General features: G+C 27.6%; 16 protein-coding genes and 2 pseudogenes. 15 read left to right on the forward strand and 3 right to left on the reverse strand.

From position 1 onward, the window contains the following. Positions 1-55 precede the first annotated feature (55 nt). From smc to OXH55_RS17385, 11 genes are all read left to right on the forward strand, one after another. On the forward strand, positions 56-3,619 hold the full coding sequence (smc, locus tag OXH55_RS17335; protein ID WP_268051365.1) for a chromosome segregation protein SMC: 3,564 nt from the start codon (positions 56-58) through the stop codon (positions 3,617-3,619). Between the two features lie 22 nt (positions 3,620-3,641). Then, the gene (ftsY, locus tag OXH55_RS17340) at positions 3,642-4,559 is read left to right on the forward strand and encodes a signal recognition particle-docking protein FtsY (protein WP_268051366.1); all 918 of its coding nucleotides are present in this window, start codon (positions 3,642-3,644) and stop codon (positions 4,557-4,559) included. A gap of 80 nt (positions 4,560-4,639) precedes the next feature. Then, complete coding sequence (locus OXH55_RS17345; RefSeq protein ID WP_268051368.1) at positions 4,640-4,987, forward strand: putative DNA-binding protein; 348 nt, start codon at positions 4,640-4,642, stop codon at positions 4,985-4,987. Between the two features lie 10 nt (positions 4,988-4,997). After that, a complete protein-coding gene (gene ffh, locus OXH55_RS17350; protein WP_268051370.1) occupies positions 4,998-6,350 on the forward strand; it encodes a signal recognition particle protein in 1,353 nt (450 codons plus the stop codon). A gap of 33 nt (positions 6,351-6,383) precedes the next feature. Next, the gene (gene rpsP / locus OXH55_RS17355) at positions 6,384-6,641 is read left to right on the forward strand and encodes a 30S ribosomal protein S16 (protein ID WP_268051371.1); all 258 of its coding nucleotides are present in this window, start codon (positions 6,384-6,386) and stop codon (positions 6,639-6,641) included. Between the two features lie 19 nt (positions 6,642-6,660). Continuing rightward, positions 6,661-6,888: a KH domain-containing protein gene (locus tag OXH55_RS17360; RefSeq protein ID WP_268051372.1), complete on the forward strand. Its 228-nt coding sequence runs from the start codon at positions 6,661-6,663 to the stop codon at positions 6,886-6,888. 83 nt (positions 6,889-6,971) lie between these two features. Next, positions 6,972-7,460 carry a ribosome maturation factor RimM gene (gene rimM, locus OXH55_RS17365; protein WP_268051373.1) on the forward strand — a complete coding sequence of 163 codons (489 nt, stop codon included), beginning with the start codon at positions 6,972-6,974 and terminating at the stop codon, positions 7,458-7,460. Continuing rightward, a complete protein-coding gene (gene trmD / locus OXH55_RS17370) occupies positions 7,457-8,173 on the forward strand; it encodes a tRNA (guanosine(37)-N1)-methyltransferase TrmD (RefSeq protein WP_268051374.1) in 717 nt (238 codons plus the stop codon). Before rimM ends, trmD begins: the two co-directional genes overlap by 4 nt. A 143-nt stretch (positions 8,174-8,316) precedes the next feature. Next, positions 8,317-8,664 (forward strand): 50S ribosomal protein L19, encoded by a 348-nt coding sequence (gene rplS / locus OXH55_RS17375; RefSeq protein ID WP_268051376.1) that lies wholly within the window; start codon positions 8,317-8,319, stop codon positions 8,662-8,664. 107 nt (positions 8,665-8,771) lie between these two features. Next, positions 8,772-9,614, forward strand: a complete 843-nt coding sequence (gene ylqF / locus OXH55_RS17380; RefSeq protein WP_268051377.1) for a ribosome biogenesis GTPase YlqF — start codon at positions 8,772-8,774, stop codon at positions 9,612-9,614. A gap of 28 nt (positions 9,615-9,642) precedes the next feature. Beyond that, positions 9,643-10,428, forward strand: a complete 786-nt coding sequence (locus OXH55_RS17385; RefSeq protein ID WP_268051628.1) for a ribonuclease HII — start codon at positions 9,643-9,645, stop codon at positions 10,426-10,428. Positions 10,429-10,805: 377 nt separating this feature from the next. On the opposite strand, the pseudogene OXH55_RS17390 reads toward OXH55_RS17385, so the two are convergent. Next, a pseudogene (locus OXH55_RS17390) lies at positions 10,806-11,672 on the reverse strand (IS6 family transposase). A 118-nt stretch (positions 11,673-11,790) separates the two neighbouring features. Here OXH55_RS17390 and OXH55_RS20150 point away from each other — a divergent pair. The 4 genes from OXH55_RS20150 to OXH55_RS17405 all read left to right on the forward strand — a co-directional run bounded on the left by OXH55_RS20150 (position 11,791) and on the right by OXH55_RS17405 (position 13,059). Continuing rightward, complete coding sequence (locus OXH55_RS20150) at positions 11,791-12,051, forward strand: AAA family ATPase (RefSeq protein ID WP_336296794.1); 261 nt, start codon at positions 11,791-11,793, stop codon at positions 12,049-12,051. Between the two features lie 170 nt (positions 12,052-12,221). Continuing rightward, positions 12,222-12,359 carry a hypothetical protein gene (locus OXH55_RS20155; protein WP_336296795.1) on the forward strand — a complete coding sequence of 46 codons (138 nt, stop codon included), beginning with the start codon at positions 12,222-12,224 and terminating at the stop codon, positions 12,357-12,359. Positions 12,360-12,551: 192 nt separating this feature from the next. Next, positions 12,552-12,752, forward strand: coding sequence for a GNAT family N-acetyltransferase (locus tag OXH55_RS17400; RefSeq protein WP_268051379.1), 201 nt, complete (start codon positions 12,552-12,554; stop codon positions 12,750-12,752). Between the two features lie 133 nt (positions 12,753-12,885). Beyond that, entirely contained in the window at positions 12,886-13,059 is a 174-nt protein-coding gene (locus tag OXH55_RS17405; RefSeq protein ID WP_268051380.1) for a hypothetical protein, read from the forward strand. 705 nt (positions 13,060-13,764) lie between these two features. Here OXH55_RS17405 and OXH55_RS17410 read toward each other — a convergent pair. Then, positions 13,765-14,112 (reverse strand): annotated as a pseudogene (locus tag OXH55_RS17410) (ATP-binding protein); the annotation flags it as partial. Positions 14,113-14,430: 318 nt separating this feature from the next. After that, positions 14,431-14,799 (reverse strand): YraN family protein, encoded by a 369-nt coding sequence (locus OXH55_RS17415; RefSeq protein WP_268051381.1) that lies wholly within the window; start codon positions 14,797-14,799, stop codon positions 14,431-14,433. Between the last annotated feature and the right edge of the window lie 168 nt (positions 14,800-14,967).

Genomic DNA, 14,967 nt, shown 5'->3' on the forward strand with positions numbered 1-14,967 from the left:
CTACATATACAATTAAGTTTTAGTAAAATTTATAATTAAAATAGGAGAGATAAGTATGTTTTTGAAGTCACTTGAAATAAGAGGCTTTAAATCCTTTGCAGATAAAACAGAATTAGTTTTTAAGAGAGGAATTACAGCGGTAGTAGGTCCAAATGGAAGTGGTAAAAGCAACATTTCTGATGCAGTTAAGTGGGTGCTTGGTGAACAGAGTGTTAAAAATTTAAGAGGAGGAAAAATGCAAGATGTTATTTTTGCAGGAACACAATACAGAAAACCTGTTAGTCTTGCACAAGTAACTCTAATTTTAGACAATAGTGATGGGCAACTTCCTATAGAATATACTGATGTAACCATAATGCGTAGGCTTTTTAGATCAGGAGAAAGTGAATATTATTTAAATAATACTAAATGTAGGCTAAAAGATATTCAGGAACTTTTTATGGATACGGGTATAGGTAAAGAAGGATATTCAATCATAGGACAAGGTAAAATTGAAGCTGTTTTGAGTGGAAAGCCTGAAGAAAGAAGAAGTCTTTTAGAAGAAGCAGCAGGTATTGTTAAGTTTAAAACAAGAAAAGTAGAGGCGGAAAAAAAACTTGAAAATACAGAGCAAAACATACAAAGAATAAATGATATTTTCAGTACATATGAAGAACGGTTAGAGCCTTTAAAAAATGAAAATGAAAAGGCTAAGCAATTTCTTGAATTATCAAAGTTGTTAAAAAGTAAAGAAGTAAATTTAACTATTTATAATATCGATATTATAGAAAAGAAAATTATTTCATTTCAAAATGAAATAGATGAAAATGATGTTAATTTAAGAAAATTATTAGAAGAAAAAAGAAATATAAAAGAAAAGCTTCAACAGGCAAATGAAGAATTAGAAAAATTTGAATTAGAAAACAATGATGAAAGAAAAAGATATTATAATAGTAAAACGATGATTCAAAATTTATTAGCAGAAATTGATCTTCTAAATGAAAGAATTAGTAATTTAGAAAGTACTATTGAAAGAACTTCTAGGGGTGTACAACAGTTTAATGAAAAATTAGTAGGATTAAAAAATGAGAGAAATACTCAAGAAGTATCTAATAAAGCTCTTAAAAATGAACAAAATTCTATAAACACTGATATATCAAATTTTGAAAAAGAAATAAGTAAAATTAATTTCAATATTGAAAATAATGATAAATTAATAAAAAATTCTAAAGCACATCAAGTTCAATTGATAAGTGAAATTACAAAAAATAAAAATGATTTAGTAATTTTAGAAAATGATATGAATACCTTAAAGAATAAATTAGAAGAGTGTAGAGGGGCTAGTGAAGCATATATTAACTCAATTAAGATAAATTATTCTACAAAAGACATGCTAAAAAATGAAATTTTAAATATCGATAATAAAATAAATCAATACGAAGAACAAATAAAACAGTATAAAAAAGCTATAGCTGTTGAAAATAGAAAGCAAGCAAAGGATGAAAGTAAGCTTAAAGAATTTACAATTGAGTATAATAAGATAGAAGCTAATTGTAATGCACTTATAAATTTAGAGAAACAATATGAAGGATATAATAAATCTGTTAAAAATTTAATGCAACATATAGATAAAGATAGAATTTCTGAAGCAAAAAATAAGGCATACATATTAGGAGAAATAATAAAGGTAGGACAAAAATATGAAACTGCTATTGAAGTTGCTTTAGGTGGAGCAATATCTAATATTATTACTGACAATGAAAAGATTGCCACAAAACTTATTGGCTACTTAAAACATAATAAGTTAGGAAGAGCTACATTTTTACCTATAAATATTATAAAAGGTAAAAAAATACACATGACGGAAAAACTAAAAAACATTAAAGGCTATATAGGAATAGCTAGTGAACTTATAGAGTATGAGGTTAAATATGCAAATACTATTGACTATGTTTTGGGGAGAACAGTAATTGCAGAGAATATGGATAGTGCACTTTTACTTGCAAAAGAAAGTGGGTATAGATTTAAAATTGTTACTCTAGAGGGAGAAGTTATAAATGTTGGAGGAGCACTAACGGGAGGAAGCATATACCACAAGAATACAAACATAATTAGCAGAAAAAGAGAAATAGAAGGATTGTCTTCAAAATTAAAGGAATATGATGAAAATATACGTGAGTTAACAGATAAGATTGATGCCCAAAAAATAAGTATAAAAGAAATGGATGATACTTGTTTAAACTTAAGAGATGAAATTCATTATGAAAATATAGAGAAGACTAAGATAAATGGTAAAATTAGTGCTATTGATAATGATAATGAAAAGTTAAAAAGAGATTTGAATGTATCAAAGAATGAAATAGTATTAATTGAAGACACTTTAAATAATAGTCTTAGCAATTTGACAAATAAGCAAAATAAAATTGAAGAATTAATTTTACTGGAAAAAGAGAACAATATAAAAATATCTTCTCTAGAATTAGAATTTGAGATTGAAAAAGAAAACGTTAAGAATAAGAGAGAAAATATTACTGAATTAAAAATTAAAAAAGCTCAGATTGATGAGAATGTATCAAATAGATATAATGATTTAAATAGAATAGAAGGCGAAATACAATCATTAGAAAAAGAAATATATAACTTAGAAAGTGAAAATAAAGAAGCAAGGCAAAATGTAGATTTTGCAAAAGAAAAAATAACTAATAATGAAAAAAAGATTGAAGAGATTAATGAAATAATAAATGATTTAGATGAAAAATTTAAAGAAAGTGAGATTAAAAGATTAAAGATAAAAGATAGTATAAAAAGTTTTACTGAGAATTTAGAAAAGCTTGTTTTATTAAGTGACAAAAATGAACGTGCAAAGAATAATATACAAGTTTCTTTAGCAAGAAATGAGGCTGAGAAAGAAGCAGTATATAAAAAATTAAATGAAGAAATGGAATTAACGTATGCAGAAGCTCTAGAATTTAAAATAGATAATATAAATATTGAAGAATTCAAGAAGGATATAGCAATATATAAAAATCAAATTTCAAATTTAGGAGTAGTTAATTTGGGAGCCATTGAGGAATATGATGAACTTATTGAAAAATATAATTTTATGAGTGCTCAAAAAGAAGATTTAATTAAAGCTAAAGAGGAACTGAAAAGTGTTGTTAGTGAAATGACTGATAAAATGAAAGCAGTTTTTCGTGAAAACTTTGTTAAATTAAGAAAGAATTTTAATGAAACATTTAAAGAATTATTTAAAGGAGGAAATGCAGATTTAATATTGGAGGATGGGGATGAATTAAGTGCAAATATAGAAATAAACGTACAACCTCCTGGTAAAAAGCTGCAAAATATAAATCTAATGTCAGGAGGAGAAAAAGGATTGTCGGCTATTGCATTGTTATTTGCAATACTAAAAATGAAGCCTACTCCATTTTGTATTTTAGATGAAATAGAAGCTGCTTTAGATGATTCTAATGTAGCTAGATATTCAGAGTTTTTGAAAAAATTCTCAAATAATACTCAATTTATAATAATAACCCATAGAAAAGGGAGTATGGAAGCTGGAGATGTTTTATATGGGGTTACAATGGAAGAAAAAGGAGTATCTAAAATTGTTTCAGTGGATCTAAGTAAAGCAAATTAAAACATATAAAGGAGATGAAAATATGCTAGGGAATTTATTTGAAAAATTAAAGAGTGGACTTTCTAAAACTAAGGATAATTTAACAGAGAAGGTTTCAGAAGTATTAAATTTAGCTGTAAAAATTGATGAGGAGTTATATGAGGAATTAGAAGAAATCCTTATAACGGCTGATATAGGAGTAGATACATCACTAGACATTATTGAAAGAGTAAAGATTAAAGTAAAAGAAAAGAAAATCAAAGATCCTAAAGAGGTATATTCTTGCTTAAAAGAAGTATTGGTTGAAGTGCTTTGTGAAGGAAAAGATGAAGGCGGTATAAAACCTAAAACCACACCTCTTGTTACATTGGTTATAGGTGTTAATGGAGCTGGTAAAACAACTTCTATAGGGAAAATATCATCAAAGTTGAAAATGGATGGTTATAAAGTAGTTATGGCTGCAGCAGATACTTTTAGAGCGGCGGCAATAGATCAATTAGAGGTATGGAGTAATAGAGCTGGTGTAGATATAATAAGACATCAAGAAGGGTCAGATCCAGGAGCCGTAGTATTTGATGCAATACAAGCTTCAAAAGCTAGAAAAGCAGATGTTCTTATTTGTGATACAGCTGGTAGACTTCATAATAAAAAGAATTTGATGAATGAACTTGAAAAAATAAACAGAATAATTGATAGAGAATATAATGAAGCAAGTAAGGAAACATTATTAGTTTTAGATGCTACTACAGGACAAAATGCTCTTCAACAAGCTAAGCAGTTTACAGAAGTTTGTCCTATTGATGGAATTATATTGACAAAGCTTGACGGAACTGCCAAAGGTGGAGTTGTTATAGCAATAAAACATCAATTGAATATTCCTGTAAAGCTTATAGGTGTAGGAGAGGGAATTGAGGATCTGCAAGAATTTAATGCTGAAGATTTTGTAGAAGCACTTTTCTAAAAAAAAACAAGGTGTTAAGTAAAAATACTTGACACCAATACAAGTTTTTGATATTATCTTATTTGTGAGTTGGTGATTACATGGAAGATAGAATAAGAACTTCTATTTTGTTAGATTATTATAAAGAGCTTTTAACTGAAAAACAAAAGGATATTATGGAGCTTTATTTTAATCAAGATTTATCTTTAGCAGAAATTTCAGAACTTACAAATACTAGTAGACAGGCAATATATGATATTATAAAACGTGGCAATAAGATACTTAGTGAATATGAAGATAAATTAAAACTTATAGAAAAGAATAATAATATAAAGAAAAAAAAAGAAGTCATTATAAAAAAAATTAATAGACTCCAAGAAAAAAGTGAAGATAAGCAGATAGAAGTAGATTTGCAAGAATTGAAAGCTTATATTAGTGAGTTTATTTAGGAGGTTTAAGATGGCATTTGAAGGATTAGCGTCAAAACTTCAAGAAACTTTGAAAAAACTAAAAGGCAAAGGTAAGCTGTCTGAAAAAGATATAAAAGAAGCCATGAGAGAAGTGAAATTAGCTTTACTTGAAGCTGATGTTAACTATAAAATTGTAAAAGACTTTGTGAAAAAGACAAGTGAAAAGTGTTCAGGAAAAGAGGTTATGCAAAGTTTAACCCCTGGTCAGCACGTTATAAAAATAGTTAATGAAGAATTGAAAGAACTCATGGGAACAACAGAAAGTAAGATTGAATTTTCACAAAAAGGCATGACAGTTATTATGTTAGCAGGTCTTCAAGGTGCTGGTAAGACTACTATGGGTGGGAAATTAGCTCTTCAGCTAAGAAAGAAAAACAAAAAACCTCTATTAGTTGCTTGTGATATTTACAGACCAGCTGCTATCAAACAACTTCAGGTTGTAGGTAAGCAAATTGATGTGCCAGTATTTTCTATGGGAGATAAAGTAAATCCTGTTGATATTGCTAAAGCATCTATAGAACATGCACAAAATAATGATTTGAATGTAGTTATAATAGATACAGCTGGAAGACTTCATATAGATGAAAACTTGATGGATGAGCTTGAAAGCATTAAAACTAACGTAAATCCAAATGAAATATTACTTGTTGTTGATTCAATGACTGGTCAGGATGCTGTTAATGTTGCAAAAAGTTTTAATGAGAAGCTTGATATTACTGGAGTTGTTCTTACAAAACTAGATGGTGATACAAGAGGTGGTGCTGCTCTTTCTATCAAGAAAGTAACTGGAAAGCCAATTAAGTTTGTTGGTCTTGGAGAAAAAATGAATGACCTTGAGGTATTTCATCCAGATAGAATGGCTTCAAGAATACTAGGCATGGGAGATGTTTTATCTTTAATTGAGAAAGCTCAAGAAGCTATTGATGAAGAGAAAGCAAAAGAACTTGGAAATAGAATGATGAAATTGGAATTTAATTTAGAGGATTTCAAAGAATCTATGTCTCAAATAAAGAAAATGGGACCTATGACTAAAATTCTTGAAATGATGCCTGGTGTTAATACTAAACAACTTGAAGGAATTGATCTTAGCCAAAGTGAAAAGGAAATGAAAAAAATAGAAGCAATCATTAATTCAATGACTGCTAAAGAAAGAAAAAATCCTGATTTAGTAAGCAGTTCACCATCAAGAAAAAGAAGAATTGCTAAAGGTTCAGGTACAACAGTTCAACAAGTTAACAAGTTATTAAAAGATTTTCAGATGATGAAGAAAATGATGAAACAGATGAAAGGTCAACAGAAATCTTTTAAAAAAGGTATGTTTGGGAAATTTCCATTCATGTAAATAGATATGTATATTTTAAAGGAGGTGAAATAAATGGCTGTTAAAATCAGATTAAAAAGAATGGGTGCTAAAAAAGCTCCGTTTTATAGAGTAGTTGTTGCTGATTCAAGATCTCCAAGAGATGGAAGATTCATCGAAGAAATAGGTTACTACAACCCAGTTTCAGAACCAAAAACTATAAAAATAGATGAAGAAAAAGCTGTTAAATGGGTAAAGAATGGTGCACAACCTACAGATGTAGTTAAAAAGCTTTTCACTAAAGCTGGAATAAACGAAAAACTTTCTAAATAGTAACCTGGGGGTGTAGTAGATGAAAGATTTACTAGAAGTAATAGCTAAAGCATTAGTTGACGACCCAGAAATGGTTAGTGTTAATGAAATTGTTGGTGAACAATCAATAATTCTTGAATTGAAAGTAGCCCCAGATGATATGGGCAAAGTAATAGGTAAGCAGGGAAGAATAGCGAAAGCTATAAGAACTGTTGTTAAAGCAGCAGCTATAAAAGAAAATAAAAGAGTTGTTGTAGAAATAATTTAGTTACATATAATAAATTTATGTAGAAAGAGTTAGGGTTTCCTAACTCTTTTAAAATATATTAATATAAAAGGAGTATGAAGTTTATGGAACAGTTTTTAACTGTAGGTAAAATAATAAATACTCATGGTCTTAAAGGAGAAGTAAAAGTACAGTCTACTACTGATGATGCTAATAGGTTTAAAAGCTTAGAGAGGGCATATATTGATGGAGAAGAAATAAGGGTAGTAGGATGTAAATTTCAACCTAAAAAGGTTATTGTAAAAATTGAAGGAGTAGACTCTATTGAAGATGCTATAAAATTAAAAAATAAATTAATAAAAGTTAAAAGAGAAGATGCAGTACAACTTGATCAAGATACTTATTTTGAAGTAGATATTGTAGGCTGTGAAGTTTATGAGGAAACGGGCAAAAAATTAGGAACCGTAGATGAGATAATTTATACAGGAAGTAATGATGTATACTGGGTAAAAGGTGAAAATGAAGTGTTAATTCCAGCTCTTAAGGACATTATACTTAATATAGACACAAATAATAAAAAAATAGTAATAAAACCACTGGATATATGGCAATGAGGATAGATATTTTAACCCTTTTTCCAGAAATGTTTGAGATTTTTAATCACAGCATATTAGGTAGAGCCGTAGAAAAAAATATATTAAATATTAAAGCCCACAATATAAGAGACTATTCTCTAAATAGGCATAAAAAGGTAGATGATTATCCTTATGGTGGAGGTGCTGGAATGGTGATGACACCTCAACCAATAGTAGATTCAATAAGGGCAATGAAAAGAGAAAATAATGGTAAAGTTATTTTTTTAGGTCCTAGAGGTAAAACGTTTAATCAGGATATGGCTAAAGAACTATCAAAAGAAAAAGAAATGATATTTTTATGTGGACATTATGAAGGTATTGATGAGAGAATATATAATTATATAGATATGGAAATTTCTCTTGGTGATTTCGTTTTAACTGGTGGAGAAATGGCCTGTATTCCTATTGTTGATAGTATTTGTAGATTAGTACCAGGAGTATTATCTTGTAGTGAAAGTTTCATGGAAGAATCTTTTTATGAGGGTGTTTTAGAGTATCCACAATATACAAGACCCGAATGCTTTGAGGAACAAAAGGTACCAGGGGTTTTGCTTTCAGGACATCATGAAAATATACGAAAGTGGAGAAGAAAACAATCGCTTTTAATTACAAGAGAAAGAAGACGGGATTTGTTTGAAAAATTAAATTTATCTGTAGAGGATAAAAAGATATTAAAGGATAAAAAAATTTAAATGAATTTATTGTCAAAATATCAAATTTGTATTGAAAAAAATATATTTTTATGGTAGAATAAGCTTCGTGCTAGTACGGGCGGTCCTCTGTCTAATATACACATAGATTAAGAACGTCAAAAAAATATAAGGAGGGAATGCACATGTTAGATATAATAAAAGCTATAGAAGCTGAACAAATTAAAAAAGATGTAACTGAATTCAATGTTGGAGATACAGTTAGAATTGATGTAAGAATCAAAGAAGGAAATAAGGAAAGAATCCAAGCTTTTGAAGGAACTGTAATTAAAAAACAAAATGGTGGAATAAGAGAAACATTTACTGTAAGAAGAGTAGCTTATGGTACTGGTGTTGAAAGAACTTTCCCTATAAATTCTCCATTAGTAGAAAACATAAAGGTTGTAAGAAGAGGTAAAGTTAGAAGAGCTAAATTATACTACTTAAGAGATAGAGTAGGTAAGGCAGCAAAAGTTAGAGAATTAATAAGATAAGAAATAGGGACTGTTAAGTCCCTTTTTTTTATATATTTATATTTAAAGCATAAAATAATCATAATAATTATTATGATGAAAATTACACATAGGAGGTTTTATGTAATATGGCAATTAATTGGTTTCCAGGACATATGGCAAAAACCAGAAGAGAAATTAAAGAAAATCTTAAATTTGTTGATGCAATAATAGAAATAAGAGATGCAAGAATTATAAAATCGAGTAAAAATCCGGATATTGATGAAATATGTAAAGATAAACCTAGAATAATTCTTTTAAATAAGAGTGATTTAGCAGAGAAAGAAGTAACTAAACATTGGATACAAACGTTATCTAACGATTTAGTAAAGGTTACAACTGTAAATTCTCTTAGTGGTAAAGGAATGAATAGTATTAAACCTTTGTTAGATGAACTGTTAAAAGATAAACATGATAAACTTAAAGCAAAAGGTTTAGTTAATATTACTACTAGAGTAATGGTTGTGGGTATACCTAATGTTGGAAAATCTTCTTTTATTAATAGAATGGCTAAAAATAATAGAGCAAAAGTTGGAGATAAACCAGGAGTTACAAGAAGTAAACAGTGGATAAAGACTAAGATGGGTATAGAGCTTTTAGATACTCCAGGAGTGTTATGGCCAAAGTTCGAAGATGAGGAAGTAGGACTGAATTTAGCTTTTACAGGAGCTATTAAAGATGAAATTATGGATATAGAAACTTTAGCTCTTAGATTAATAGAAAGAGTACAAAAGAATTATCCTAAAAGATTAATGGAAAGATATAAGTTAAGTTCTTTAAGTGATGAAGCATTAGAGAACATGGACAATATTGCAAGAAAAAGAGGTGCTGTAATTTCAGGTGGAAATATTGATTATAATAGAGTAGCTGTTCTTATACTAGATGAGTTTAGAGGTGGTAAGTTAGGACCCATATCACTTGAAAGGCCGTGATAAAGTGTTAGAGTTAGATTTTAGTAAGATGAAATCTTCAGACGTAAAAAAATATATATCATCAGCATTAAAATATAATGATTGTGATTATGATTCAATTTTAAATTTTCTGGAAAAAGATAATAGAAAAACAGTTCAAAAATTAAGTGAAAATGTACGTAAAAGTATAATAAATAGAGAAAAAGAAATAAATAGAGTAAAAAATCTATATAATTTTGACAGAAAGTTTTTAGAAAATGGATATATTGTAGGTGTTGATGAAGTTGGAAGAGGTCCATTAGCAGGACCAATAGTAGCAGCAGCAGTTGTTTTAGATTTAAATTATGAAAGTGACAGTGATTTAATATTGCATATCAATGACTCAAAAAAATTATCTTTAAAGTTAAGGGAAGAACTTGATAAAATAATTAAAGAAAAAGCTATTAGTTATTCTATAGTTCAAATAGACAATAATGAAATAGATAATAAGGGAATAGCTTGGTCTAATAATGAAGTATTAAAAAGAGCTTATGAAGGTGTAAAGATAAAACCAAATTTAATTTTATCAGATGGATATGCAATAAAAAATTGTGCTTATCCTAATGAATTTGTAGTTAAAGGAGATGCAAAAAGTGCAAGTATAGCTTGTGCTTCTATTATAGCTAAAGTATATAGAGATAATCTTATGAAGAAATATGCTGATACATATTCTAAGTATGAGTTTGATAAAAATGTGGGTTATGGAACACAAAATCATATAAAAGCAATAAAAAAATATGGACCTACTCATATACATAGAAAAAGCTTTTTAAAGAATATATTAAATATGTTTTAAAATAAAAAAACTACTTTATTAGTTAATTTTCAGGCTGTTGATAAAATATCAACAGCCTGTTACTTTATATATAGCTTAAGAATAAACTATATATAAAAATTAGTTTACATATTTATAATTATGTAAACTAACTACAGAATGTAAACCTAAATTACTTAAATAAAAATATAATATAATTTATACAGTATTATCTCATATAGAAGATAAGCAAAAAATATTAAATATATGAATCTGTTAAGCTGATATGAAAAAAAGCTTAATATTTCGTAGAATTACTCGTTCTTTGAAAACCATATAAGTTTGAACATTTTATTGTATGGTAAACAAACCTGCAATAAAGCGGATTTTTGCAGGTTAATCAAAGATATTAATAAAGACTATGTAGCTACAAACCAAGAGAATTTATTTAAGCTATCACTTTGAAACCCTGCTATTTCACCAGAAGTTAGTTTATTTAGTGAACCATGAGGTCTAATAAAGTTGTAGTGAAAGATAAATAAGGATATTAGATTATTTGCTTTCTCAAAAGAATTAAAACCTTTTTAGCTTTATACCATGTTTTGAATGTTTTATTAAAAGATTCTATTAAGTTATTAGTTATGTCACTAGACATAGGAGTAACAGGCACATGATTGCTTTCATTCAACAGCTTCACTGCAGTTTGATTATATGAAGGTAGTCTATGAGTTATAAAGCTTTATGGATTTCCAACTTGTTTAACTTGGTTTATTAGTGTAAATACTGAATCCTCACTACGTGATTTTGTTAGATGAAAGGCCAAAACAAATCGTGTTTCGGAGTCAATAGCTAGTCATAAATAATAACGTTCACCATTAATGAAAATAACTGTTTCATCAGATTGCAAATTTAAACTAGTCTTAAACTTATCAGCTTTCGCTTTAAAGTAAGGAGCAAATTTATTAGTTCAATAGCTATAATAACATGTGAAATCTTTATATTGTATGAAACTAACAGAAATTGTTAAATTGCTCTTAGTCATGAGTTATTAAAAAATACAACGTTAAAGCAGGTAAGATGGTATGTAGTGAGAATGTCATTCCCTTAATAGAAAGAGACCCTGACACAGCTGTGCTAGAAGCCATATCTATATTGAGGTTATGATCTTGAACAATTACGTGGTTACATTTTTTACATTGATATTTTTGATTAGCCTGCTTATCAAATCCGAACTTATATAGTTTATCGGAATGGCAACGAGGGCATTTTACATTTGTTTTGTTCATTGCTCTTCTCTACTTCTTGGGGGGATATTTGGTTGTTAGCAAACTTATTATATTTTATAGGGTTGAGAAGAACAATGTCATATAACTTAACAGATCCAAATATATGACGGGGAGGATTGTGAAATTATCAAAAATTGACCAATATTTAAGAAGTATAGAATTACGTAGAGATAAAATATCTTCATTTTCTTTATCAGCAATCCGTAATTTACATACTTTAAATTTTCATCCAAGAGTTATGTTTATTATAGGTGAGAATGGATCAGGTAAATTAAGTATTTTAGAAGCACTTGCAATTGCTTATGGTTTTGGAGAACAAAGAATTTTAATTTTTCAACTAGAGATTCTCATTCAGGCTTGTTTAAATATATTAAAGTAATAAAAGAAATTAAAAAACTGATGATGGTTTTTTCTTACGAACAGAAAGTTTTTATAATGTTGCAGAAAAATTGATGAATTAGGGGCTAATGGGGTATGTGGTGGATGGTCATTACATGAGTACTCATATGGTGAATGATTTTTTGTAATTTTCACCAATTATAATGGCATATGCATGCAATTATTTTACATTTAGAAGATGAGTTTGAAGTAATTAAATATGAAGAAACAGACAATTATATGATTATGAAAGAGGTTATAAATAATCCTAAAAAAATGTTGAATATACTTATGGAACCATATTATTAAGGAGAAATTTATCTTATAATTAGATTTTGTAATTCAAAGGAAATTAATATATTTCAAGTAAAGAATTTTTATTTTAATTATGCAACTTGGAAAGTTACATACAAATATGATGATTGGCAAAAAATTATAAAAAATCCTCTTGTATTATAACGGTGTGGGATAATGACAAGTTAATAGGAATGTCAAGGGGGATTGAGTGATGAAGTTAGATGGGCAACAATAATTGATGTATTAGTTCATCCAGACTATAGAGGAAAAGGAATAGGAAATGAGATGATAGAAAAGCTATTAAATCAGAAAGAAATGCAAGTAAGAACTCTTTATCTAGCAACAGCTGATAAAGAGAAATTTTACAATAAATCAGGTTTTAAAACGGTTAATAAATATTGCTAATATATGGTTAAGGTAAATAAAGAAAATGAAGAAAATTATTTTTTACCAATTGCTGAATAATCCGTAACCCATAATTTCCCTGTTACATTCCAAGTACTTTTGTGGAATATTATATGTGAAGGGTGGTATAAAAATGGTTTCTGAAGAGTTATTTAATATCACAAAAGTAATTGAAACTTCAAGTACAAATGAAGTTAATGAATTTCTTAGTCAAGGATGGCAACTTATTGATAGGTATACAACTACTTTTTCATCAGAAACTAATGATCAAGTAGTTATGTATGTTTTAGGAAAATCAAAAGATTAATTATTATTTTTAAAGGATACTGCTTAGCGTAGTATCCTTATTTTATTTAGGAGTATAAGTATATTTTAAGCTGTGGCTAATAAATTAAAGAATATTAATTATACATTTTAAAAGAACTTAAGTATAATTAATATTATGGGCAATACTATTAATGTTTCCAATGCAAAATTAATATATATGATGCTAATATAGATTTAAAAGAAGCAATATTAAATGAATTAGAAAAAATAATAAAAAATATATAAATTACAACTAAAGAGAATACAGTTACAAAAAAAATGACGAAAAATGATAAATTTAATGGATTTTATATATAATTTTATATTATAATAGTATTAAGAATAGTGTGAAAATTCCTTGGTGAATCTTTTACACAATGAATTTCATATATAATTTATTATAGTTCTTAAAATTTAACAAGACATATTTAGAGAACCTAGAGCAGTTACTTTGGAACTGACTCAGTAATAGGTTCTCTTTTATTTAAAAAGGATGCGCGAGGTATGACGATGGAACTTATATTCAGGAAAAATAATTTTAAAATTTAATTCACATATTTTAAATTATGTAAATTGAATTTTAAATGTAAACCCTAATTAAATTATAAAAAATAAGAAAACAAAATTAATGAAATGTATTTGAAATCAAGTATATAAATATAATAATCAAAAGTAAACTTAAAGTATATTTTGAAAACAAACTCCTTTCATAGTCACTACATGTACATTCCTTAGTTCCACTTCGCCAGAAACCACACGGACAAGGATTCATAGCACCAACAAGCATAAAATTAGCTGGATACGTAACACTTCCACTAAGTCTAGAAATTTTTATAACTCTGTCTTCTAAGGGCTGTCTTAAAACCTCTAAAACTTTCTTATTAAATTCTAATATATCATCTAAAAATAGCACTCCATTATGAGCTAACGAAATTTCTCCAGGTATAAGTTTACTGCCGCCGCCCACTAAAGCTATAGAAGAACATGTATGATGAGGACTTCTAAAGGGTCTTTCTACAATCAAACCATTTGTTTTTTCTAAATTTCCAGAAATGCATATATATTAAATTTAGTAATTTAATAAAAGATAAAAATACTAGAATAAATGTAATATGAAAAATTTTATTGAAGTTGTACTAGTATTAAAAAAAGCTTGAAAAGAATGAAAAGAGAAAGTAGAGTCTTGATAAAAGAAATAAGATAATGAAAGATACGAAGAACTTGGATAGTATCTATCTAAGAATTCTCTAGTATAGGGGGAAATGGTATATATGTAAATATGGTTCTGACTAGTGGAATAGATTAGATAAGTTAAACAATATACAAGAAACTATTTATAATTTATATAATTAGTTTTGATTTTTTGTTGATTTTAAAAAGCATTTTTAATATGTTCTAATAAGTAATCAGTATTATTATTGTTAAATATGATTTCAATGACATCAAATCTAAAATTATAATTATATAATTTATTTTTCATTATATAAAATTCAGCAGTATGACGTAAATTAAGTATTTTTTTATACGTAATAGATTCACAAGGGCGACCATAGACACTAGTAAACCTACTTTTTACTTCTACAAAACATATATAATTTGTATTGGGAAAAAGAGTAATAATATCTATTTCTCCTACCTTACATCTAAAATTGTTTGCTAATATTTTATAGCCTAATTTTTCTAAATAAGATTGGGCTAAATTTTCTCCATGTGTACCAATTTTTTTATTATAACCAACCATTGAAAACACTCCTATAATAATTAATTCAATATTTTAATTATTATCAAAAAAATAATTGTTTATTCATAAAAGTACAATAGAAATATAAATAATATAGAGGTACATATCTTTACATAGTTTTAATTATGTAAATTAAAATAAAAGTAAACAAAATAAATATCGAAATAT

Source organism: Clostridium ganghwense, from assembly GCF_026735165.1.
Taxonomy (GTDB): domain Bacteria; phylum Bacillota; class Clostridia; order Clostridiales; family Clostridiaceae; genus Clostridium_H; species Clostridium_H ganghwense.

Bases quoted from the DNA above. Each gene is read 5' to 3' on its own strand.
- smc (WP_268051365.1), top strand. From the start codon at position 56: ATGTTTTTGAAGTCACTTGAAATAAGAGGCTTTAAATCCTTTGCAGAT.
- ftsY (WP_268051366.1), top strand. From the start codon at position 3,642: ATGCTAGGGAATTTATTTGAAAAATTAAAGAGTGGACTTTCTAAAACT.
- OXH55_RS17345 (WP_268051368.1), top strand. From the start codon at position 4,640: ATGGAAGATAGAATAAGAACTTCTATTTTGTTAGATTATTATAAAGAG.
- ffh (WP_268051370.1), top strand. From the start codon at position 4,998: ATGGCATTTGAAGGATTAGCGTCAAAACTTCAAGAAACTTTGAAAAAA.
- rpsP (WP_268051371.1), top strand. From the start codon at position 6,384: ATGGCTGTTAAAATCAGATTAAAAAGAATGGGTGCTAAAAAAGCTCCG.
- OXH55_RS17360 (WP_268051372.1), top strand. From the start codon at position 6,661: ATGAAAGATTTACTAGAAGTAATAGCTAAAGCATTAGTTGACGACCCA.
- rimM (WP_268051373.1), top strand. From the start codon at position 6,972: ATGGAACAGTTTTTAACTGTAGGTAAAATAATAAATACTCATGGTCTT.
- trmD (WP_268051374.1), top strand. From the start codon at position 7,457: ATGAGGATAGATATTTTAACCCTTTTTCCAGAAATGTTTGAGATTTTT.
- rplS (WP_268051376.1), top strand. From the start codon at position 8,317: ATGTTAGATATAATAAAAGCTATAGAAGCTGAACAAATTAAAAAAGAT.
- ylqF (WP_268051377.1), top strand. From the start codon at position 8,772: ATGGCAATTAATTGGTTTCCAGGACATATGGCAAAAACCAGAAGAGAA.
- OXH55_RS17385 (WP_268051628.1), top strand. From the start codon at position 9,643: ATGAAATCTTCAGACGTAAAAAAATATATATCATCAGCATTAAAATAT.
- OXH55_RS20155 (WP_336296795.1), top strand. From the start codon at position 12,222: ATGCATGCAATTATTTTACATTTAGAAGATGAGTTTGAAGTAATTAAA.
- OXH55_RS17405 (WP_268051380.1), top strand. From the start codon at position 12,886: ATGGTTTCTGAAGAGTTATTTAATATCACAAAAGTAATTGAAACTTCA.
- OXH55_RS17415 (WP_268051381.1), bottom strand. From the start codon at position 14,799: ATGGTTGGTTATAATAAAAAAATTGGTACACATGGAGAAAATTTAGCC.